We start from the raw sequence: 21,970 nt of genomic DNA, 5'->3' as shown, positions 1-21,970 counted from the left end.
TCATTGATTTAGATCAATAACCCGCATCTCAAGACAGGAAATCAAAAAACATAAAAATATCAAGAATGAAGTCATTAACAACCAGAAAACCTACAGCTGCATCAATCAAAAACGATAAAGCACAAAATATAAAGCATGCTTTTTAAAATTTTTTTGAGCACACAAAAAATCATTCACCATTCAAAAGAAAACAAAACAAACACTAAAGCTGCATCAACTCTTTCTTAAAGAAAGCAAATACTCCAAAATAGGTATAGAGATCTAACCACCAAGAATCAGAGCTAACAAAAAACCATAAAATAAGAAGCGCCTATGGGAAATCAATTACAATTTAACAATTGCCAATAAAAATCCAACTTCGTATACTGAAATTCTATCAAAAAACAATAAACTTAAAGCTAGTGGGCACAGGATGTGCATTGACAACCTGAAAAGCAAACAAGCTATACCGTCAACATCTAGAAAAGGAATTTTAACATTAAAACGAGCAACACAAGCCGAGTTTGGCTGGAAGATCTATCCGAGGAAGTACTTAACCATAGGGCTGTAAATCATACCTATTTAATACGGTTTAGTGAGGCATCCCTGCCAAACTTTCCTTATGTTGTGGCTGATTTTGCACAACAATACAGCCTATACACATCCCGATTTATTAACTTATTAAGTGCAGCCATCTCCAAGCTGACCATTCCGGAGCACCGAAATATACTCTTGGAAAACCTGAACGAAGAATCTGGTAATTATGAGGAGGATGAACTCCGAATACTAAATCACCATGGAATAGATCCAAGGTGGATAAAAAATATCCCCCATGCTGATCTTTTTAACCGCTTTAAAGAAAAGGTCACACAGGGTAAACAAGAAACACCTCTTTCGGATGATGCAATCATCTGGTATGAAATGCTTTCAATGGTATTACTTTATGGCTCTACCGAGGAAGCAATAGGAGCTTTAGGGATAGGAACAGAGCATGTAGTAAGTACAATTTATCCATATATAGAAAAGGGGTTGAAGCATTTACCTGAAATTCAGCCCAAGGACTACTGCTTCTTTTCCGTTCACACTCTAATCGACGATGATCATGCTGAGAGTCTCAACCAGATCGCATTAACTTTTGCCGAGACAGAGGAAGGAAGGAGGCGTCTTCGCCAGGGTGCAACTAAGGCTCTGAATTTAAGAGCTGCTTTTTGGGATGGCATGCTTGCACGAGCATACAACATTACAAAAATCATCGACAACAATTATAACTCGACAACCACACAAGTATCAGGAGTGGCTCAGGATGAACCAACCTATATCAACTGAATCAATTTATAATGCACAAGCCACAAATTGGCTTAGATCAGAAAAAATACTGTTGAGCGACTTCACGGCAAGACCTCGTGTTTTAGAGGCTCTGGGCAAAATCAAAGACCAAAATATCCTGGACTTTGGCTGTGGAGAGGGCTATGTATCACGCATGCTGATAGAGGCTGGTGTCAAGTCAATTTTTGGAGTTGACTCTTCTGCTGAAATGATAGCTCAAGCACAATCGATGGCTAAGGAACTCAAGCTATCTAATGCAACTTATACCGTGGGCAATGCAGTTTCATTTAATCAATTTCCACAAACCAGATTCGACAAGGCCATTGCCGTATTCCTTTTCAATTACCTGACTATCGAAGAAATGACTCAGGTAATGAGTAAAGTACGCTCTTTGCTGGTAGCAGATGGTACTTTTGTCTTTACCGTACCCCATCCATGCCTCCCCTTTATGAGGGAAGAAAGCCCACCGTTTTACTTTGAACATGGTGAAAAATCTTATCTCGACGGTATAAATAAGACCTTTGAGGGGAAAATCTGGCGTAGAGATGGTGTACCGGTCTCTGTTCGCTGTGTACATAAAACCTTTGCACACTACTTCGAAGCCCTTGCTAAAGCCGGCTTTAACAGCCTACCCGAAGTCAAAGAATTAGCTGTAACGGATGAACATCTGGCATTTGACCCTGAATTTTTTGGTCCACTAAAAGGCTATCCACTGCATGTGTTATTTAAGGTGAAGGTAAATGATTGATATAGCACCTGACGAGACTATCCGTGCACAGGCATGGACAGCCGCAGAGTTGGAAGCTAAACCCAACTGGAAATTTAATTGGCCTAATGACTGGCCAAATGAAATCAAAGCCCTGCAAGAATGGTCTAAAGAGCAGGACAACCCTATTCGGGCTTTGCAAGCAGATTCTGCTGCCACTCCTCAGTTTGATCAGCTCGCCCAAAAAATCAAAAGTGAAATCCATGAAGGCAATGGTGTTACTTGGATTCGAGGAGTAAAAGGCTTTGATCAAACAACACTAAATCTTCTGTTTCTCAAAATCAGCCTGGCAATGGGGCAGACTATTGATACCTACGGTAGACTCTACGGCATTTTAGATACGGGCAAAAGCTATAAAGACGAAGCCATTCCTGTTTCACAAACTAACGCAGCAACTGGTGTACATACAGATAGCTCACAACGAGCCATACAACCAAATATTTTAGGGCTCTGCTGTATTACCCCCGCGATTCAAGGTGGTAAATCTAAAGTAGTTTCTGCAGCCCAGGTACATCAAAATCTCAAGAAACAGGCACCTAAAAAGCTAGAGCTGCTCTATAAGAATTACATTCGAGATCTTGTCACACCAGGGAGCGATAAAGATATCCAGAATATTCTTAACAATCATTTCCCGATTTTCAGCTATGCCAATGGCAAAATTTCTATCCGCTATATGCGCTACTGGATAGAGAAAGGCCATCAACGAGTCAATAACCCCTTAACGGCAGAGGTACTTCAAGCACTGGATCTTCTTGATGGAGAACTAAACAACAAAGAAAATGTTGTTAGCTTTTATATGAATTCTGGCGATATGATTTTTATTGACAATACTAGAGTCTTGCACGATCGCGATGAATTTATAGACACACCCGAGCAAAAACGTATATATACAAGGGTGTGGATAGATTAAGTGCTTACAGGCTCCAGGAGAATCTTCTCCGGGGGCCTGGCAATTAGGTGCATAAGTCTACTGGGTAAGTAATTATAAAGTCGGATCCGCTTTAATCATTCTCACTAGCAACATAAGTATGAGGAAGCTGAATATATTCAAAAAACTTTCGCCCAAATCGGCCTCCAGTACTCTCTCTAACTCCAGATCTGCCAAAAAGCAGCTCCCCTATATTCACTCCAACCCCAACATAGAGCTCTCTACGCAAAGGGTCGTCTCGTTCTTTTTCTTTCAAAGTGAAACCCCGAGCAAAGTAACCCCCATGTAACTCCAGATAATTAAGAGGATTTCTCCGTGATAAGCCAAAACCACTTAACTTTAAGGCCAGTAGATATTTTTGCCCCGAGTAATCTGAGTGTGGCTTAAAGCCAGAGCGATTACCCGATGGAAGATATTCTAGACGAAAATCCAGCTTTTCCCTAAGCCCGGGGATATTCCGTCTTAGGTAAGAGATTCCTACCCCTGCAGTATTGGCAACAACGTCCTCCCAGGCAAAGCCATGCTCCTTAGAGTAACCATCGCCTAACTCCACAAATAACATACTCAACCAAGCTAGAGTAACTGCACTAGCCTCCGCCCCCACCGCATTACCAGCCTTGCAGTGAATGGCATCTGTAAAGAATTCACTGAGAAGATAGCTCCCATAGACATGACCTAGCTTATCCATACCACCATTGGCAGTATCATCCTCAAAGAAACCCTCACTAGTTGTACCAAAACTACTAGATCCCCAGTCCCAATCCACTAAACCAATCGCTAAAGTGGAAACAGCTACCCCTGCAGCCTCAAATGGAATGGTAGAAAGATGTTGCTTGAATTTAGGCAGTTTAAAGCCATGCCATCTAGAATCAGCCACCGGATACTGCTGTACACAACCAAATCTTTGTGATTCTTCTAAAGACACTGAATAAAGGTCTACAGGGCTGGTCACCTCTTTAGCTAACCCCTCAAAGCTCCACATAACAAAAAGCATGACCAAAGAAATTCTCTGAGCTATTACACGATTCATCATTTCCATTTATTCCTTTAATAGGAAAATCCGACTTAAACTTTTATCACATTCAAGGGTAAGTGTTGTATGACAAAGCAAGCTACCTTAGCAATAAAGCCAAACTCGATAGCTCAACCTTCCTTATTATCTCTACATATACCAATCATTAAGCATAGGAATAAATATAGACAAGGTCCAGAAACAAACCTAAAGGTGATTATTGCGCCAAAAAAGTGGGGCGGAGCATATTGAATCAACTGATTTTATTACTGGAACAACTCATTTCAAGACAATGCATCAGCATATAAATACCACCCCATGAGGGTAAAGCATCTATAAAGGTAATGTAATTTATTTAATATGAATAATCGACTAACCGCCAAGCATTGGCGCTACAAATTAAAGATTAGTAAAGATCAACGTGCAACAACATTACATCTTATAAATTTACTTCCTATCAATACTTGAAAGTGCACTCCAAAAATTACTCTCATAGGCTTGAATAAGCCTTACGCGAGTTTCAATATCCGACTCACTTACTCCGGAAGCTAAGCCTTGTGCCACTATAGCTATAGCCTGCTCTCTAAAATCAGAAGGTAAAGTGCTAAAATTGATTAAGAACTCCAACTGACTATCAGACAATCCCTTATGTTGTTTAAGTGCTTTTGCCATACGGCCGACATTTTTACCAAAACTTTGAAAGTTGATTAAAAGAGCTGCCGCAATCTCTGCAGGTTGCGCATAATTTGCCAGCCATGTTGTATAAGCTGGATACGCCTGTGCTCCAGCTAGTGGACGATACCTGGCAATTTGACTTTCCGAGACATTAAGCGCCTGAATTAGAGCCGGTAATTGCTCACTGGCTGACATCTCATTAACAACTAAACGATAAAAAAATTTGTTACTCACCTTACTTGAAGAATCACCGAATCGATGCAATGAGAGTGCGTTATTGCGAAGGTCAGATTGAATAATCAAACGCTGCTCCAGTGCAAAAGCGTTTATAACTGACATTGACAACTCATTCTTTTCCAGTTTTTGGAGAATGGCAGGAACTTCATTACTAAGATATTTATTTTCAATCCGTTGGATTAATTTCTCAGCCCTACTTCGTTTCTCCTCAATAGTTTCCGCAACAGAATTCGCCACAACTATTACTGCGAATATAAAAAAAAATCCTAACCTGATAAAAAAACCTGAAGTCACCTTATAGCGCTCCAAAACCTAAAGCGATAAGCATAGCATCTCAATCAGTAATTAGCGCAGATTGCGCCGAGATAATCACGCTACTTGAAAGCTATAATGTCTATCTCAAATATCTACAACCATATATTGAAGATTGATTTCTCATTTATCTATGTAAAGTCTTTCTTCAGAAAGCGAATGATAATACTCGTTCTTAATCCTCCCCCAAGATAACCTTGTTAAATCGACCTGCCTGCTTGTACCAAAATTGGCAATCGCGGCCAAATTTTTTAGCTTGCAAATCGCATCCTCAATCTCAGAATAACGAAACCACTCAGGATAAAACTCCGGGTAGCACTGTTCATCAGGCACTAATGGCGTACAACCTGCTACGACGGCCTCCATTACCGCTAACCCCTGAAATTCATGATAAGCGGTAGATAGAAATACATGGCTGTTATGCAAGGTTTGTCGGTATAGAGATTCACTCTCCACGTACCCCATCACCAGCAGATTCTCACTAAACTCCTGTTGTATCTGCTCAAACTCTTTTGGGCTATTACGAAAGGATTGACCCATCAGGTTGAGTAAGAATTTTACCTTTTTCTCTTTTAGGCCCCGAAGAATTTGCAGCAGGCGGTCAGCGCCTTTGTCATATTCCCAGCGGGCGGCCCAACTGATGATTAGCGTATCCTCGCTTACTTCTCCCTGATAACCCTGCCCCCAGCGGTGACCCCAGCAAAAATCAGCTTGTGTGTACTCTTGAGTAAAGAGTGCATCCTCTAGTGGTACTGGCAGCACCTTCGACTTACTTGTAATTTCTTCACAAATTCCCACCGGCACATGGTCCGGGAAGCGCTTTAAAAGCTTGGCTGCGCCTTCAATCAGGGTGCGGCGGTTGTATTCCGAATTAAACAGCAACAGGTCACCGGCTAGCGCGGTATAGATATTGAGGAGCTGTGGCTCTATAGACTGGAACGCACCTGAACTGACAGGATAGGCAAACTGATTCTCGTGAAAGTAGACCACCGTGGGCACCCCCACTATCTCGGGCACTAAGCCGCGCAACGCACTGAGATCGGTCATAGACGTGGCAATAATTAGGTCCCACTGTTGCTTTAGTATTTGTGCCGTCTCCCCCCTGGCCCAAGAAAGGCTGTTGCCACGTATACGCCAGCTGAAATAGCGCGGGGGCAGTGTCAAGACTGTCCACTGCCACCCGGGGAAGGCAGCAACCAGGCCTTTACGCCAACGCTTGTGACTGTCGGCATCATAGGCCGAGAGCAATAAAACTTTCATGGGAATCTAAAACAACAAGGAACGGAAATACAGAGCTGGAAACAGAAGTATCCAGCTCCGTTATAGGCTTGAGAGGAGGTAAAGTCAGTCGAAAGAGCGCACATTCATCAGGCGAGCAAACAGACTAGAGGTATCCCAGCGAGAACCGCCGATCGCCTGCACCTCACTATAAAATTGATCCACCAGTGCCGTCACCGGTAACAGGGCGCCATTATGCTGGGCTTCCTGTAAAACGATGGCCAAATCCTTCCGCATCCAGTCCACGGCAAAGCCGTGATCATATTCACCGGCCAGCATTGTTTTTGAGCGGTTTTCCATCTGCCAGCTTTGTGCCGCGCCCTTGGAAATTACATCCACGACCTGTTCGCCATCCAGCCCTGCCGCTTTAGCAAAATGCAGCCCCTCTGCCAGCCCCTGCACCACACCGGCAATGCAGATTTGGTTGACCATTTTACAAAGCTGGCCACTGCCCACCGGGCCCAATAAGGTAACAGCACGGGCAAAAGTGTCTATCAACGGCTTTACACGTTCAAAATCTGTCTCTTCACCACCAACCATTACGGTGAGAACCCCATTTTCCGCACCGGCCTGGCCACCAGATACTGGGGCATCGAGAAATCCGATACCTTTCTCTTTGCCATTTGCTGCCAGTTCACGCGCGACATCTGCCGAGGCAGTAGTATGATCGACGAACAGGGTGCCCTTTTCCATAGTGGCGAAGGCGCCCTGCTCTCCAGCAACCACCTGGCGCAAATCGTTATCATTACCCACACAGGCAAACACCACGTCTGCACCTTTTGCGGCCTCAGCGGGTGTTTCGAAGCTCTCCCCCTCATACTCGCCCAGCCATTTTTCTGCACGGCTGGCGGTGCGGTTATATACCCGCACTGAGTGACCCGCTTTTGCCAGGTAACCCGCCATTGGGTAACCCATTACTCCCAAGCCAATAAACGCTACCGTTGCCATATTGATTACCCCCATATCATCCAAATAAGAGCCGCCCCTAAAATCAGGCGGTAAATCGCAAATGGCGCCATGCCGATGCGACTAATAAATTGCAGGAAAAAATGAATACATAGATAGGCACTAATAAAAGAAAGCAAAGTACCCAATAAAATATCCCCCCAGGGTACCGACTCTAGGGCGAGTAAATCATAGGTCAGTAACATGGCCGGCAGGGCTATCGCCGGTATGGATAACAAGAAAGAGAAGCGCGCAGCAGCTTCGCGCTTCATGCCGAGCATCAGCCCTGCGGTCATGGTAATACCCGAGCGGGAAGTACCTGGAATAAGCGCCAATACTTGCGCACCACCAATAACTAGTGCTTTTTTCCAGTTAAGTTGCGCTAGGGTTTGCACCCTGGCACCACGCACATCAGCCCACCAAAGCAACAGACCAAAACCGATGGTGGTGGCAGCTATAACTGCTGCTGAGCGTAAATGCGTTTCTATATAGCCTTTAAAAATTAATCCTACCAAACCGACAGGAATCGTAGCCAGCACAATCAGCCAAGCCAAACGTCCTTCATCGCTAAATTGCCTCGATTTAAGCCCCCCTAAACCATCACGCAGGAGTAGCCAAATATCTTTTCGAAAATAGGTGACTACCGCGATCAGTGAGCCAAAATGTACAGCCACATCGAAAGCAAGCCCTTGATCCTGCCACCCTAAAACTTCTGCAGGCAAGATCAGGTGTGCCGAGCTTGAAATAGGGAGAAATTCAGTCAAGCCCTGGATCAGGGCCAGTACAACAATCTGAAATATTTCCATGAATTATCAGGATCGAATTTTTTGACGTTTTTGCCAGGTAACTTCATTGCGAAGATAAACGGGCTCCAAAGCTTCAGCAGATACCATTGCACCAGCTCGATAGAGAGGAACCGCTAGCTCAGCAATATCCCGTGCATGGATTAAGGCATTCAGATCCAGCTCTGCCGCTCGAGCCTTGCCTAATGCCTCATAGTGCCAACCGGGACCGGCACCGTAATATGTGTTTGTCAGCTTGGCCTCACTCAATGACAGTAGAACCTGCTCTGGATTCTGTACTGCCTCAGGTATCAAGCTGTCATTAGGCATCTCGGTGCCGTAAATACCCCAGTACACCTGCTGCATACGAGCGTCGAGCATAGCGACAATAGGATCTCCTCCCCACTGCGGGTGCGCCCTTCTGGCCCCCAAGGCCAAAGCGGCAAGGCTGGAAACCGGCACTACTGGCTTATCGGCGGAAAAGGCCAGCCCCTGTACACAACTGATAGCGATACGCAGACCCGTAAATGAGCCGGGCCCCCTGCTTACAGCAAGGGCATCCAGGTCGGGAAGGCTCAACTGGGCCTCAGCCAATACCTCATCCACCATTGGTAGCAGGCGCCGTGTATGGTCTCGCTCTGCTTGCACAAAGCGTTCGGTAATCTGGCCATTACTATAAAGTGCCACTGAGCAGGCACCAGACGTGGTATCCAGGGCAAGAATCTTCACAACTATTTCAAACCGGGTTATCGAAGGGAGTGAATTGTGGCACGGTCACAAGGTCTAGTCATGTAGATTAGCGATATTGAGGAAAGAGAAAACCCCGGTATTAACCGGGGTTGATGAAGAGTGAGCCATGCCACTAAGGCATGCTGTGAACTAGAGGAGGTTTAATTAAGCCGCACTCTTGGGTGGTCGACCACGGCGAGCGGTACCGGCCTTAGGTGGGCGCCCTCGACGAGTTGGCGTTTTCTTGGCCGCCTCCGCTTTGCTAGCAGACTTCTTCGGACGCCCTACTCTTTTCGCTGGCTTTGCTGCGGAGGTGGCCTTCTTGGGGCGCCCTACACGCTTGGTGGCTTTAGTTTCAGAAGCAGCCTTTTTGGGGCGGCCTACTTTCTTGGCCGCAGTAGTCTTTTTAGTCGCCGCCTTTTTAGCTTTTTGAGCATCAGCTTTTAGCTTCGCAGCTGCTTTCTTCTCTAGCTCCTTGGCTTTTGTCGCAGCCTTCTTTGCTGCAGCTTTTATCTTAGCCTCAGCTTTTTTCTCGGCGGCTTTGATCTTCTTGGCATGAGCCTTAACACGAGACTTCATCCAGCGCGCTTCGAACGCCTTCAATGCCGCCGCCAGGTCTTTATCTGCCTTGGCAGAAAGGCTTTCAGAAAGGGTGGCCACCTTCTCCTTAGCCGCTTCTTCTGCATGACGCACGGCATCCATGGTCTTGGCCTTGGCAAGCTCCATTTTTGCCATCGCCAGCTTGGCGCGTAAATCTTTTGCTTTACCATTGGCGCTGGTCAAGGAAGCCTTGGCCGCTGCCGTACTACTTTTTTGTGCCCGCGCTTTTGCCTTTGCCACACGATCCATTTGTGCATCCAGCGACTTACTTGCTGCATCCACGGCTTTCTGTGCTTTTACGACTACCGGCGACGCTTTGGTCGATGTAGTTGCCTTTTTAGCACGTGTACTCTTTTTTACTACTCTTGCCATCCCTTGTCTCCTCATTAAAAAGAAGAAGTACTTCCAAAAGTGTGCTGGCAACGCGGCCTGTTAGCTATCGAATAAAACCCGGGGGTTATTTTATTGCTTATACAGAGCGGTGCGCTGCCTATTTCAATACAACTTTATCAAAGTTAATAAAAATACACGGCATTGCAAGTAAAAAAGCGAAAAATGAGAAATTTTTCAGCAAATAAGTCTCTTTTCCTTAACAAATTGCCTTTTGAAGAGGCAAAACACCTAAAAGTAAAAATTATTTTGGGCCTGGCAACTTATCTTCAACAACCGCAGCAAGAGCTTCGATATGATCCGCACGTAAATTTAGCGCGGGAATATAATGGTATTCACTTCCACCCGCTTCGATAAAATTAGCGCGATTCTCTACCGAAATTTCTTCCAATGTCTCTAAACAATCGGCCGAAAATGCTGGGCAAATCACATCAACACTCTTGATACCGCCTTTGCCCCATTCAATCAGAGTTTTATCGGTATAAGGTTGCAACCACTCAGCCTTACCAAAGCGTGACTGAAAAGTAACTTGCCAACGCTCCGGGGAAATTTGTAATTCTTCCGCAAGCAGCCTCGCGGTTTCCTGACAATGGCGTAAATAGGGGTCCCCTTTATCAACATTTGCTTTGGGGATACCGTGAAAAGAAAGCATTAATTTTTCAGCCTGGCCGTGTTTCTGCCAGTGTTCCCTGACAGAGTTGGCGAGAGATTTAATATATAGAGGGTTGTGGTAATAATCACGAACCAGGGAAATATCCGGAATATCACGACTCTTTCGGAAAATTTGCGCCACTTGATCATATATTGCAGCAGTAGTGGTAGCCGAATACTGCGGATATAAAGGGAAAACAACAAAGGACTCATAGCCTTTTGATCGCAAGCTTTCAATAACTTTATCGAGGCGCGGTTCACCGTAAGTCATGGCATACTCTACCGCGATATCCCGCCCTTTATCCTTTAAATGCTTTTGCAGTAGCTGCGCTTGATGGCGGGTATAGTAGAGAAGTGGTGAACCTTCAACTTGCGCATCGTCCGCGCTGCAATTCCAGATTTCCGCATAAGCCGGAGCAATTCTCTTGGGGCGAAAAGGTAATATCAAACCGTTTAGTATTGTAAGCCACAGTGGTCGGGGTATTTCCACTACCCTGGGGTCGGAGAGAAAGTCTCGCAAGAAATCTCTTACGGCGGACGGCGTGGGCTGCGCAGGGGTACCCAGATTCATCAAAACTATCGCTGTGGACATACAAAGACCCGTCTGAAATACAATTTTGCCAGGAATAACCTGCCGGCCATCTTAATGATTGGTCAGTCAACTACAAGGTAAGCGCTTGCGAAACTAAAAAGGAAACCATCGGAGAAGATACAAAAAAGCCCCCAAACGGGGGCTTTTTTTAACAATGTTCAGTGCGATCAGCTCAATGCTTCGATGACCTTATCGCGGATCTCATCCATGCTGCCAACTCCCATCACTTTACTGTATTTCGGAGCTGCTTCAGGGGAGCGCACTTCCAGCTCTCGGTAGAAGCCAACCAGCGGCGCTGTCTGCTCGTGATAAACCGCCAAACGCTTGCGTACGGTCTCTTCGGTATCATCACTGCGCTGTACCAGTGCCTCACCAGTCACATCATCCACACCTTCGCTCTTGGGCGGGTTGTACACAACGTGATAGACGCGGCCTGAACCCTCGTGCACGCGACGCCCAGACAAGCGCTTGACGATTTCTTCATCGTCCACAGCAATTTCCAGCACATGATCGATATGCACATCGGCATCCAGCAGTGCTTGCGCTTGGGGAATAGTGCGGGGGAAACCATCGAAAAGGAATCCATTTGCACAATCTGCCTCAGCGATGCGCTCTTTCACCAGGGCAATAATCAGGTCGTCGGAAACCAGCTTGCCGGCCTCCATAATGTCTTTTGCCTGCAAGCCGAGAGGTGTGCCCGCTTTCACCGCAGCGCGAAGCATATCGCCGGTGGAGATCTGCGGAATGCCGAACTTCTCTGTTATGAATTGTGCCTGAGTGCCTTTACCGGCCCCCGGTGCCCCCAAGAGAATAATTCGCATGTTCAGTAAGCCTCCAAAACTATCGACGCACTAAGAGCCGCCGCGCCAAAAGAGCGCTACCTTACACGTCCACCCCAAATTGGGCAAGATTATGACTGTGGTACCGCCATTACCGCAGAATAAACTGCGGCCAATACGGCTACTTATCTGTCTGAATCCTGTCTTTCTATGTCTTTCGCACGCTCCCAGAGTCGATCAAGCTCTTGCAGGCTGGCATCTTCTGGCCCACGTCCATCTGTCCTGAGCGCTGCCTCAACAGCGCCAAAACGACGCTCGAACTTACGATTACACTGTCGCAGTGCTGACTCAGGATCAATTTTCAAATGCCTGGCCGCGTTTACACAGGAAAACAACAAGTCGCCGAGTTCCTCCCCAGCATGCTCACGATCACCGGTTGCAATAGCCTCGCGTAATTCGGCTACCTCTTCCTCTATTTTGTCCAGCACACCGGTAATATCTGGCCAATCAAAACCCACCTGTGAGGCACGCTTTTGCAATTTGGCCGCACGCGTCAAAGCGGGAAAGCCCGCGGTAACACCAGCCAGGACTCCACTCTCACCCTTTGCGTTGCGCTCTTCAGCTTTAATGGCTTCCCAGTTTTGCTTTACTTGCGCTTCATCAATTGCAGAGGAGCCATTCTCGCCATAGAGCTCCCCGCTGGGGAATACATGAGGATGGCGTCGCACCAACTTGCGTACCAAGGTGTCCACAATACGGGAAAAGTCGAAATGCCCCTGCTCACGGCCGAGCTGGGAATAGAAGATCACTTGGAACAATAAGTCCCCAAGCTCTTCATGTAGATGTTCGAAATCTTCAAGCTCAATTGCCTCGGCCACTTCATAGGCCTCTTCAATCGTTGAAGGAACAATACTGGAAAATGTCTGTTTCAGATCCCAGGGGCAACCACCGTTTGGGTTGCGCAACTGGGACATTAGGTGGAGTAAATCCTCCACCGAGTATTGGTCTTGCAAGGGTCCCCCTCAACGCAGCATACGCCGCTTCGCCGATGCGACATTGGGCAGGCGATTAATGCGGTGCAACACGTAACTCAACTCTTCAAAATTATGAATCTCGGCGGTAAGTACCATCTCTACAGTATGCTTATGCTTATTACTGTGTGTCTGCATCGCCGTAATATTGATTTTCTGACTATCGAGCATAGCGGTGACATCGCGCAACAGCCCCAGGCGATCATAGGCTTCGATAACGATTTCCACCGCATAGAGCTCCCTCGGTTTTGCCGCCCAATTAACTTCTAGTACTCGCTCAGACTCCTCTGCCTGCATACGCAGCATATTCGTGCAGTCTTTACGATGTATCGATACCCCGCGACCAAGAGTGATGTAACCCATAATTTCATCACCGGGAACAGGGTTACAACAACCCGCAATATGCGTCAGTAAATTGCCAACCCCTTCGATATAAACATCGGCTTTGCCCGCCCCCGTGGCCACCGGGGCAGTAAGTGAAGGCACACGCTCCGCATTGTCGACCTTTACCATACGCTGGGCGGTGTTCAGCACCTGCCCCACACCGATATCCCCAGCTCCCACTGCCGCATAGAGATCATCCAACGAGTGCATATTCAGCTTGGCGGCAAGCTGCTCAAAATTAAAATCACTCAGAGCAAGCTGTTTGAACTCACCATCTAAAATACTGCGACCATCGGCAATATTTTGATCTCGGGCCTGCTGCTTAAACCAGTGGATAATCTTGGCCCGCGCCCGCGAGGTTGTTATATAGCCCATACCGGACGAAAGCCAATCGCGACTGGGGGCTTCACGTTTACCGGTGAGGATCTCCACCTGATTGGCGGTTTCCAGTTCGTGGTTTAATGGCACTATACGGCCATCCACCTTAGCGCCGCGACAGCGATGACCAATCTCGGTGTGGATTTTATAGGCGAAATCCAGCGGTGTGGCTCCGCGGGGCAAATCGACTACATGGCCATCGGGAGTAAAAACATAGATACGGGAGTCCCCTTCCCCGGTCTGAAGATCTTCTTGTAAGGGATTACCACCCACCTCTTCATGCCAGTCGAGCACTTGCCGCAGCCAAGAGATCTTTTGCTCATAGCTATCTTGGCTCTCTGTTTTCAGGTCGGTGCCCTTATACCGCCAGTGAGCACAGACCCCATATTCAGCCTCCTCGTGCATGGCAAAAGTACGGATTTGCACTTCCAGCACCTTGCGTTCGGGGCCGATCACCGCAGTGTGCAGGGAGCGGTAGCCATTCTCCTTCGGAGAGGCAATATAGTCATCAAACTCGTTGGGAATATTGCGCCAGAGGTTATGTACAATCCCCAGCACCGCGTAACAATCCCGCACGGTAGGCACCAGTATGCGTACAGCACGAATATCATAAACCTGAGAAAAGCCGATATTCTTGCGGCGCATCTTGCGCCAAATACTGTAGATATGCTTTGCGCGGCCATAGACATCACCCTCTATATCCGCCCGCGCCAGTTCTGAGCGAAGAAGCTCCAGCACCTCATCGATATATTCTTGTCGCGCCATCCGCTTTTCATCTAAAAGGCGCGCTATCTGTTTGTAGTCTTCAGGCTCAAGGTAACGGAAGGACAAGTCCTCCAACTCCCACTTGATATGCCCTATGCCAAGGCGATGCGCCAGTGGTGCATAGACATCGGCCACCTCGCGAGCGACTCGCTGGCGCTTAGTGGGCTCAGCATTCTTGGCCGCACGAATTGCACAGGTCCGCTCGGCAAGTTTGATCAGCGCAACGCGAACATCATCAACGAGCGCCACCAACATACGGCGGATATTTTCAGAGTGCTCCTCTATCGCACCGCTTTTGCTTTCCTCACCAGTATCGGCACTGCGACTGCGAATCGCCGCCATGCGCAATACCCCGCGAATAAGCTTGGCTACAACCGACCCAAACTCCTCTTCAACGCTTTTAAGAGCGAGGCGCTTCTCTCGTACTGCTCGGTAGAGCACTGCAGCCACCAGTGCTTCAGAATCAATTTGCAAGTCCGCCAGGATTTCCGCCATTTCAAGGCCGGTGGCAAAACTGCTGGCACCCTCTGCCCAAATATTTTCCGCGGCAATAGCCTGTTGTTCAGCTTCAGCACTTACTTCTGCTGCACGGCGCAAGGTCACTATGGCAGCCCCATCCAGCCCAGCCAGTTTTTGCACATGGCGCAACCAAGCTTCCAGGTCGTGCTCTCTCTCACCTCCAAAGGAATGATGTTTTCTGACTTGAACCATGTTTTAACCGGGCCGAAACAGGAATTTGTAAGCTTACTAGCATTGCTCAGTGGCTTGCATGATGGCAAAACCAAGCAAAAAGAATAACTTCCCAAATTAGGGACGCTTCTATCATAGGTTTGGTCAGACTAAAGTCCACGATTTTCTTTATGTTTTCAACAAGCTGCGTGAAATTTAGCGATAACTCACCCCAGTGGATATGGCTTGATACTGGAAACTGCAAACGACAATACCAATTGGTCAATCACATTGAGCAGCGAGGATTCTTACCGAGGAGAATGCGACCAAAGGAAAGCTTATCGGGCTGAAAGGCTTTTACAAAGAGGCCCACTCATTTTCAACATCTCAGCGGTGACACTGAAAAACTGAGAAAATAAGCCTCTATTACAGCCTTTTTAGTGAAAGCCTATTCATTAGCCACATAAAGAGAGTTTTAAGCCCTCACCTGCCGCCCACAGCTAATTAATGGTCTTTGTTTTAATAAAACAATCTACGCACTGACAATCTTAAACTGAGGACACGCTTAAAATCAGAGCGTCAAAAAAACCTAAAAATAAAAGTCGGAGAGAGAAAATATCAAATATACGCAGATAGATTGGCAAGCATATAAAAATTCACACTAAAGTCGGGGGCAACAAAATATCTGCACACCCGACTGTGCCTTTTTTCCCAGCCTTACTGATTGAACAATCCCGAGGATAAATAGCGATCACCGCGGTCACAGATGATTGCCACAATTATGGCATTCTCCACTTGGCTGGAAAGGCGCAGTGCTCCGGCAACCGCTCCGCCGGAAGAAACACCACAGAAGATGCCCTCTTCACGCGCCAGCCTACGTGTCATTTCCTCCGCTTCCCGCTGATCCATATCGATAACGAGATCCACTTCCTCTGGGACAAAAATTTTTGGTAGGTAAGCCTGTGGCCATCGGCGAATACCGGGAATACTGGAACCATCGGTTGGCTGCAGACCCACAATCTGAATCTCCGGCTTCTGCTCTTTCAGAAAGCGGCCGCAGCCCATTATGGTACCAGTGGTCCCCATAGAAGAGACAAAGTGAGTAATTTCCCCAGCGGTCTGCTGCCAAATTTCGGGCCCGGTACCCTCGTAATGGGCCAGAGGATTATCCGTATTGGCAAACTGATTAAGTACAAGGCCACGACCTTCGGCCTGCATTTGAAGAGCCAGATCCCGAGCACCTTCCATTCCCTCCTCCGCGCTGACCAAAATCAGCTCGGCACCGTATGCTGTCATAGAGGCCTTACGTTCTGCGGTGGCACTGTCCGGCATAATCAGAATCATACGATAACCTTTAATGGCAGCTGCCATTGCCAGTGCGATACCCGTATTGCCGCTGGTAGCTTCTATCAAGGTATCCCCTGGTTTAATCTGCCCTCTTGCCTCGGCGTGATTGATCATTGATAGAGCCGGGCGATCTTTTACCGAACCGGCCGGATTATTACCTTCCAGCTTGAGCAAAATCGTATTGCTGGTATCACCGGGGAGGCGTTGCAGCTTGATCAGTGGCGTATTACCTACGCAGTCAGCAATCGTTGGGTAATCCATAGTACCTTGAGTCCAGACATATTGCGGCCGCACAGTGTACCCGATGCTCCCTCTCGGGCTAAATACCGACTATTTTGGTGGACTATATAGTCGAGTTATTACAAATATCAAAAAATCGCAAAGCAGAAAACATTTACCCAGAGCAGCCCGTATAGGAGTGCGCCTCCTCTCGCATAGGGGTAAAATGGGGAAAAAATAATCGCACAAGACCCTTGATTTCTCATGGCCCCAAATAATACCGACCCTTCCATGCCGGCTCCTTCAGAGCTCCGCTCGTTGCGTTCAACTATGTTTCGCTTCACGGTTGCGCCAGCGCTGATTTTGGCCATGACTCTGGCCCTGGTGTTCACACTGCAACAAATGCACGATCGCCGTCAGCTCTTACTCAGCCACGGACGGGCAAGTGCCGAGCAACTGGCCGAGTTAATTGAAATGAGTGGCGGCCACCCTTTCGATCTGCGTATGGAATGGTTACGCAAGAGCCTTCTGGCACTGATGTTGGAAAAGGACATGGTGCGCTCGGTGCATATTTATTCCACTGAGGAAAGTAAAAAAATCTCACTGGATAGATCCACTGGGCTGGGACTTCTGGCCAGTGTGGGCCCACGACCACGCACCCCGCTTACAAACCACCAACTCAATCAACGCGAAGCTTTTATTTTTGAAGATGATGAAACCCTACAGGTATTACAGCCATTAAAGGGGGACATCACCACCTGCTGGATTAGTATCGAGCTACACCGGCCCTATTTTCTTGTGGGCACCTACCAAGTATTACTCGTGGGCTTGGTGGGCTTAATTATTTGCACCTTGGCCGCCCTAGCTTGGTCGGTGATTTTATCTGAGCGTTTTGCTCACAGCCTGGTACGTATGGGACAGGTGTTACAAGCCATGGGGCGCGGTGAGTTTGACCGCCGCATTCACGAGATAGAGAACCGCGAACTCGCACAACTGGCCGATCAGATTAACGAGATGGGTGAAAGTCTTGCCAATTACCAGCGGGACTATAAATCCAACATGCTGCAGAGCATGGACGATCTACGCCAGTCTCTCGACAGCATGGAAGAGCAAAATATCGAATTGGACCTGGCACGCAAAAGGGCCCAGGAGGCGAGCCGTATCAAGTCGACCTTCCTTGCCAATACCAGCCATGAAATCCGTACACCATTAAACGGCATTATCGGGTTTACTAATTTATTGCTTAAAACCGAGATCGATGAGCTACAACAGGACTACCTGCAAACCATTCTGCGCTCCTCAGAAAACCTGCTCACCACAATTAACGATATCCTGGATTTTTCTCGAATCGAGTCTGGCAATTTGGTGCTCGACCATATCCCTATGGACCTGGGGCAGCTGCTTGAGGAGACCCTGCAAATCCTTGCCCCTTATGCCTATGAGCATCACCTGGAGCTGGTGCCACTGATTGACCCACAATTGCCTGTCACCCTGGTGGGCGACCCTCTGCGTACAAAGCAAATATTTACCAACCTGCTCGGTAACGCCGTGCGCAGTTCCGAGAATGGTAATATCCCGGTACGCCTCATTGTGCAGAGCAATAAGGACTCTGAACTGGTATTGCGAATCAGTGTTACCGACCTGGGAAATCGCATTGATGAGCCCGGTCGCCGCGAGCTGGAACAAATTCTCAACGCCAAAACACCACAACATTCGCAGCAGATCAGCGCCAACGGGCTCGGAATCTCTATCGCTCGCAGCCTCGTCGAGCGCATGCGCGGTTGCACGGGTATGGAAGTAGCTGCAAATGGTGCCAGCACCTGCTGGGTGGAACTGACCCTGGTACCGGAACGCAACCGCGGCATCCCGCCACGGGTGCTTTTCCCAGACTGCCGCATACTGATTGCCGACCCCAACGAATTGACCCGCTCCCAGGTTGCTCAACTGCTTAAACAGTGGCAGGTTGAACCCATTGAACTTGCCGATACCGATACTCTGCAGCCAGCAATTGAACAAATGTGGCGGCACGATGCGCTGCCAGATGCGGTGATTATCGATACCGCCATCGCCAAGGGAGACTTTGACAGCTTCAGCATGAAGGTACAGTCCCTGGTCGATGCCTATCAATGCCGGGTAATCGTACTCGGTGCCCCAGCAGAGCTGCGCCGCTGCTATGAGCAGTTGCGCACCCGCACCTTAACTTTCCTTGGCAAGCCGGTAACCCGCGAGAACCTGCTTCGCGCACTGAAAAGAGCCGTCCCCCAACAGAGCCAGCCTCGCCCCAGTAATGGTGCCGTACCCGCCCTCCCCTGGCCTGCGCCACCGCGTGTCCTGGCCGTGGATGATCACGCCGCTAACCGGCGCCTGGTCGGCGAGTTACTGCGCGCCCAGGGTGTAGAAGTGGTGATCGCCGCCAGTGGAGAGGAAGCCTTACTACATTGGCAGCAAAGCACGTTCGACCTGGTCTTTATGGATATCCAGATGCCCGGTATGGACGGTATTGAAGTTACCCGCTGCATCCGCGAACGAGAAACCGGCCGCCGCACGCCCATTATTGCACTCACTGCCCATGTGGGAGCCGAGGAGAAGGCGAGGCTACTGTCCGCTGGGCTAGACGACTACCTGAGCAAACCAGTGAGCGAAGCCCAGTTGTCCCATATGATTAAACGCTGGCTCAAAATTATCACTCCACAAGTGGTAGAAAAGTTGAGCCCAAACCAGATGCGCCTGGTGGATATCGGCGAGAGTCTAAATCTGGCAAATGGCGATGCAAAACTGGCCAGGGATATGCTGCAAATGCTGGTGGATGGGTTGATAACCGATGAACGGGAACTGGAGCGACTACAGGGTCTAGGCGACATAAAAGGCATGTTTGAGTTGACCCACCGCATGCACGGCGGCTGCTGTTATTGTGGCGTATCACGCCTACGAGAGGCCACTTGTGTGTTACAGGAGGAGTTACGTATCCAGCAAAATCAGGAGAATCCCCAGCTCGACCGCCGCAAATTGGATAGAGCACTCAGGGAAATTCGCGCCCTGCGAGAATGGGCCTCCGAGCAGGATCTCGACACACTGTTTGGGTTGGAGGTTGCCTAACTCGCAATAAATAAAGGCCGGGGAGATGCTCCGGCCTAACTGCGAGCTTCAAAAATCACGAACGCCAGGGCTGCGTCCTTTTCATCGGAAAGGGAGAGGTGTATCACCTCCACTCCCATCGCCTGAGCCCGCCTCTGCGCTCCCCCCCGCAGCAGCACCTGCGGAGCTGCAGCCTGGCGCCGGCGCACTTCGATATCCTGCCAGGAAACACCTTCTCCAATACCAGTACCTAAGGCTTTACCCACCGCTTCTTTAGCTGCAAAGCGCTTGCACAAATAGGCCGCTCTATTCGCCTCGGCAAGATCGGCAAAATCACAGCGTTCGCCACCACTCAATATACGCTCCACGAAACGATCACCATGGCGGCGCCAAACTGACTCGATACGGCTGTAATTGCAAATGTCGGTACCGATGCTAACAATCATTTCTCGTAAACCTGTTTAAATAACTCGCGGCTCTGCAAGGGCTTCTCCCCCAGTAATGTGCGCAACAAAATACGGGTTAAACGCTTTGCCGGGCCCAATACTTCTGCCGGCCACTTGCCAGACTCTTTAGCCCGCAGTATCCCCAGCAGCTCTGAACCAAAAAACTCCCGCTCACGCAGAGCAGTGGCACCCTGCCTGTGCACCGGCACAAAGCCCACCTCCAATTCCAACCTGTAGCTGCCGGCCTCACTCACAACGCCCTGACTCTGCACACAATAATCCAAGGGTGGGCAACTACCCAGCTCCGCGAGCAGCTGTAATTCGAAACTGCGCAGTGGTCCTTCCAACTCTGCACTGTCCGTACCGCCCAGATCTGATAGCTCCTGTAGTAGACGCTGATAGGTGGCAAACAAACCTATGTGCGCCTCGCCCTCCGGTAGCAAGCGCACCATCAACTCATTGGCGTAGAGCCCGCCATAGACAGCACGCCCCTTAAGCCAGAGTGGAGCTCCAACATTCTCCACGGGCCCGAGGGTTTTCAGGGATCCAGCACCGAGCAGAGTAACTAATAGAGGCGTAAAAGGTTGCAGCGCCTGCTGGCGCCGCTGCTTATCCCTCCGCGCACCGCGGGCAACACAACCAATACGGCCATGGTTTGGAGTGAATAACTCAAGAATCAGGCTGGAGTCGCGATAGGGCCGGGCGTGGAGAATGTACGCCGGCTGCGCCGGCGGTGGTGTCTTCATGGCGGACGAGTCAGGGGAAGAGGGTTACTCGTCACGATAGCCGAGACTGCGTAGGGCACGCTCGTCATCAGACCAGCCGGACTTCACCTTAACCCACAAATTCAGCATTATCTTGCTATCGAACAGGCGCTCCATATCTTCACGAGCCTGACTGCCAATCTGCTTGATACGCTCACCCTTGTTGCCGATGATAATGCGCTTCTGCCCCGATCTCTCCACCAGGATCGCCGCGCTGATATGCAGAATCTTCCCTTCCTGTTTGAACTCCTCAACCTCAACAGTGACCTGGTAGGGCACTTCCGCTCCCAGCTGACGCATAATTTTTTCACGCACAATCTCAGCGGCAAGGAAGCGTGAACTGCGATCAGTAACTTGATCCTCTGGGAAGAAGTGTTGCCCCTCTGGCAAATGCTTGAGGATTACCTCTTCTAAGGAATCGAGGTTGACGTTGCGCAGTGCCGAGATCGGCACAATTTCAGCCTTAGGATGCTGCTCCGCCAGAGCCTGCAGCTGAGGCAGCAGATCACTCTTATCCTCCAGCTGATCGACTTTATTGACGGCGATAATCAGCGGACACTTGAGACCGCGCAACTTGTCGGCCACCAGCTGGTCTCCCTCACTCCAGCGGGTGCGCTCCACGACAAACACCACCACATCTACATCCCGCGCGGCACTGGAAGCCGCACGGTTCATATAGCGGTTGATGGCCTTTTCCTGATCCGAATGCAGGCCGGGTGTGTCCACAAAAATAATCTGATTGGGGCCATCGGTTTTAATACCGAGCATGTTGTGGCGGGTTGTCTGGGGCTTGCGTGAAGTAATCGCCAGCTTCTGGCCCAGCAAATGGTTAAGCAGCGTGGACTTTCCCACATTGGGGCGGCCGACGATCGCTACATAGCCGCAGCGAGAGGGTTGTTCGCTCAAGAAGT

The 21,970-nt window shown here is 48.9% G+C and carries 19 protein-coding genes; 4 read left to right on the top strand and 15 right to left on the bottom strand.

The genetic code is table 11. The features are described from left to right. The first annotated feature begins 606 nt into the window (after positions 1 to 606). Genes ACJJI0_RS00745 through ACJJI0_RS00735 form a run of 3 tightly spaced genes read left to right on the top strand, consistent with a single transcriptional unit; the run spans position 607 to position 2,981 of the window. A complete protein-coding gene (locus tag ACJJI0_RS00745) occupies positions 607 to 1,305 on the top strand; it encodes an iron-containing redox enzyme family protein (protein WP_444884241.1) in 699 nt (232 codons plus the stop codon). Continuing rightward, positions 1,283 to 2,053 (top strand): class I SAM-dependent DNA methyltransferase, encoded by a 771-nt coding sequence (locus ACJJI0_RS00740; RefSeq protein WP_444884240.1) that lies wholly within the window; start codon positions 1,283 to 1,285, stop codon positions 2,051 to 2,053. Before ACJJI0_RS00745 ends, ACJJI0_RS00740 begins: the two co-directional genes overlap by 23 nt. Continuing rightward, positions 2,046 to 2,981: a TauD/TfdA family dioxygenase gene (locus ACJJI0_RS00735; RefSeq protein WP_444884239.1), complete on the top strand. Its 936-nt coding sequence runs from the start codon at positions 2,046 to 2,048 to the stop codon at positions 2,979 to 2,981. The genes ACJJI0_RS00740 and ACJJI0_RS00735 overlap by 8 nt, the downstream gene beginning before the upstream one ends. A 91-nt stretch (positions 2,982 to 3,072) precedes the next feature. On the opposite strand, the gene ACJJI0_RS00730 is transcribed toward ACJJI0_RS00735, so the two are convergent. The 12 genes from ACJJI0_RS00730 to cysM form a co-directional block, all read right to left on the bottom strand. Beyond that, on the bottom strand, positions 3,073 to 4,038 hold the full coding sequence (locus ACJJI0_RS00730; protein ID WP_444884238.1) for a DUF2279 domain-containing protein: 966 nt from the start codon (positions 4,036 to 4,038) through the stop codon (positions 3,073 to 3,075). A 420-nt stretch (positions 4,039 to 4,458) separates the two neighbouring features. Next, positions 4,459 to 5,217 (bottom strand): thiaminase II/PqqC family protein, encoded by a 759-nt coding sequence (locus ACJJI0_RS00725; protein ID WP_444884237.1) that lies wholly within the window; start codon positions 5,215 to 5,217, stop codon positions 4,459 to 4,461. Positions 5,218 to 5,358: 141 nt separating this feature from the next. Beyond that, on the bottom strand, positions 5,359 to 6,495 hold the full coding sequence (locus tag ACJJI0_RS00720; RefSeq protein WP_444884236.1) for a tRNA-queuosine alpha-mannosyltransferase domain-containing protein: 1,137 nt from the start codon (positions 6,493 to 6,495) through the stop codon (positions 5,359 to 5,361). A gap of 84 nt (positions 6,496 to 6,579) precedes the next feature. Continuing rightward, entirely contained in the window at positions 6,580 to 7,461 is an 882-nt protein-coding gene (locus tag ACJJI0_RS00715; RefSeq protein ID WP_444884235.1) for an NAD(P)-dependent oxidoreductase, read from the bottom strand. 5 nt (positions 7,462 to 7,466) lie between these two features. Continuing rightward, positions 7,467 to 8,264, bottom strand: coding sequence for an undecaprenyl-diphosphate phosphatase (locus tag ACJJI0_RS00710; RefSeq protein WP_444884234.1), 798 nt, complete (start codon positions 8,262 to 8,264; stop codon positions 7,467 to 7,469). Positions 8,265 to 8,270: 6 nt separating this feature from the next. Beyond that, positions 8,271 to 8,969: a tRNA (adenosine(37)-N6)-threonylcarbamoyltransferase complex dimerization subunit type 1 TsaB gene (tsaB, locus tag ACJJI0_RS00705; RefSeq protein ID WP_444884233.1), complete on the bottom strand. Its 699-nt coding sequence runs from the start codon at positions 8,967 to 8,969 to the stop codon at positions 8,271 to 8,273. A gap of 165 nt (positions 8,970 to 9,134) precedes the next feature. Then, entirely contained in the window at positions 9,135 to 9,941 is an 807-nt protein-coding gene (locus ACJJI0_RS00700) for a hypothetical protein (RefSeq protein ID WP_252082525.1), read from the bottom strand. Between the two features lie 262 nt (positions 9,942 to 10,203). Continuing rightward, on the bottom strand, positions 10,204 to 11,202 hold the full coding sequence (gene hemH / locus ACJJI0_RS00695) for a ferrochelatase (protein ID WP_444884232.1): 999 nt from the start codon (positions 11,200 to 11,202) through the stop codon (positions 10,204 to 10,206). 167 nt (positions 11,203 to 11,369) lie between these two features. Next, positions 11,370 to 12,023, bottom strand: a complete 654-nt coding sequence (adk, locus tag ACJJI0_RS00690) for an adenylate kinase (protein ID WP_444884231.1) — start codon at positions 12,021 to 12,023, stop codon at positions 11,370 to 11,372. A 143-nt stretch (positions 12,024 to 12,166) separates the two neighbouring features. Next, the gene (gene mazG, locus ACJJI0_RS00685) at positions 12,167 to 12,994 is read right to left on the bottom strand and encodes a nucleoside triphosphate pyrophosphohydrolase (RefSeq protein WP_444884230.1); all 828 of its coding nucleotides are present in this window, start codon (positions 12,992 to 12,994) and stop codon (positions 12,167 to 12,169) included. Positions 12,995 to 13,003: 9 nt separating this feature from the next. After that, positions 13,004 to 15,250, bottom strand: coding sequence for a GTP diphosphokinase (relA, locus tag ACJJI0_RS00680; RefSeq protein WP_444884229.1), 2,247 nt, complete (start codon positions 15,248 to 15,250; stop codon positions 13,004 to 13,006). Between the two features lie 675 nt (positions 15,251 to 15,925). Then, complete coding sequence (gene cysM, locus ACJJI0_RS00675; protein WP_444884228.1) at positions 15,926 to 16,816, bottom strand: cysteine synthase CysM; 891 nt, start codon at positions 16,814 to 16,816, stop codon at positions 15,926 to 15,928. A gap of 288 nt (positions 16,817 to 17,104) precedes the next feature. Here cysM and ACJJI0_RS00670 point away from each other — a divergent pair, with 288 nt between their 5' ends. Further along, the gene (locus tag ACJJI0_RS00670; RefSeq protein ID WP_444884227.1) at positions 17,105 to 19,870 is read left to right on the top strand and encodes a response regulator; all 2,766 of its coding nucleotides are present in this window, start codon (positions 17,105 to 17,107) and stop codon (positions 19,868 to 19,870) included. Between the two features lie 35 nt (positions 19,871 to 19,905). Here the strand turns inward: ACJJI0_RS00670 and acpS are convergent, their stop codons facing one another. The 3 genes from acpS to era are packed head-to-tail and all read right to left on the bottom strand — an operon-like array spanning position 19,906 to position 21,965. After that, entirely contained in the window at positions 19,906 to 20,295 is a 390-nt protein-coding gene (acpS, locus tag ACJJI0_RS00665) for a holo-ACP synthase (protein ID WP_444884226.1), read from the bottom strand. After that, positions 20,292 to 21,041 (bottom strand): DNA repair protein RecO, encoded by a 750-nt coding sequence (gene recO, locus ACJJI0_RS00660; protein ID WP_444884225.1) that lies wholly within the window; start codon positions 21,039 to 21,041, stop codon positions 20,292 to 20,294. Before recO ends, acpS begins: the two co-directional genes overlap by 4 nt. 24 nt (positions 21,042 to 21,065) lie before the next feature. After that, the gene (gene era / locus ACJJI0_RS00655) at positions 21,066 to 21,965 is read right to left on the bottom strand and encodes a GTPase Era (RefSeq protein ID WP_444884224.1); all 900 of its coding nucleotides are present in this window, start codon (positions 21,963 to 21,965) and stop codon (positions 21,066 to 21,068) included. Between the last annotated feature and the right edge of the window lie 5 nt (positions 21,966 to 21,970).

The organism is Microbulbifer mixtoriginis (SeqCode) (genome assembly GCF_052466695.1).
The sequence above is the reverse complement of the archived record's forward strand: the minus strand, read 5'-3'. Positions and strand labels throughout refer to the sequence as shown.

Coding starts and splice junctions, on each gene's coding strand:
- cysM (WP_444884228.1), bottom strand. CDS start 16,816: ATGGATTACCCAACGATTGCTGACTGCGTAGGTAATACGCCACTGATC.
- adk (WP_444884231.1), bottom strand. CDS start 12,023: ATGCGAATTATTCTCTTGGGGGCACCGGGGGCCGGTAAAGGCACTCAG.
- ACJJI0_RS00730 (WP_444884238.1), bottom strand. CDS start 4,038: ATGGAAATGATGAATCGTGTAATAGCTCAGAGAATTTCTTTGGTCATG.
- hemH (WP_444884232.1), bottom strand. CDS start 11,202: ATGTCCACAGCGATAGTTTTGATGAATCTGGGTACCCCTGCGCAGCCC.
- acpS (WP_444884226.1), bottom strand. CDS start 20,295: ATGATTGTTAGCATCGGTACCGACATTTGCAATTACAGCCGTATCGAG.
- ACJJI0_RS00720 (WP_444884236.1), bottom strand. CDS start 6,495: ATGAAAGTTTTATTGCTCTCGGCCTATGATGCCGACAGTCACAAGCGT.
- ACJJI0_RS00715 (WP_444884235.1), bottom strand. CDS start 7,461: ATGGCAACGGTAGCGTTTATTGGCTTGGGAGTAATGGGTTACCCAATG.
- ACJJI0_RS00740 (WP_444884240.1), top strand. CDS start 1,283: ATGAACCAACCTATATCAACTGAATCAATTTATAATGCACAAGCCACA.
- ACJJI0_RS00700 (WP_252082525.1), bottom strand. CDS start 9,941: ATGGCAAGAGTAGTAAAAAAGAGTACACGTGCTAAAAAGGCAACTACA.
- ACJJI0_RS00710 (WP_444884234.1), bottom strand. CDS start 8,264: ATGGAAATATTTCAGATTGTTGTACTGGCCCTGATCCAGGGCTTGACT.
- ACJJI0_RS00670 (WP_444884227.1), top strand. CDS start 17,105: ATGTTTCGCTTCACGGTTGCGCCAGCGCTGATTTTGGCCATGACTCTG.
- relA (WP_444884229.1), bottom strand. CDS start 15,250: ATGGTTCAAGTCAGAAAACATCATTCCTTTGGAGGTGAGAGAGAGCAC.
- recO (WP_444884225.1), bottom strand. CDS start 21,041: ATGAAGACACCACCGCCGGCGCAGCCGGCGTACATTCTCCACGCCCGG.
- ACJJI0_RS00735 (WP_444884239.1), top strand. CDS start 2,046: ATGATTGATATAGCACCTGACGAGACTATCCGTGCACAGGCATGGACA.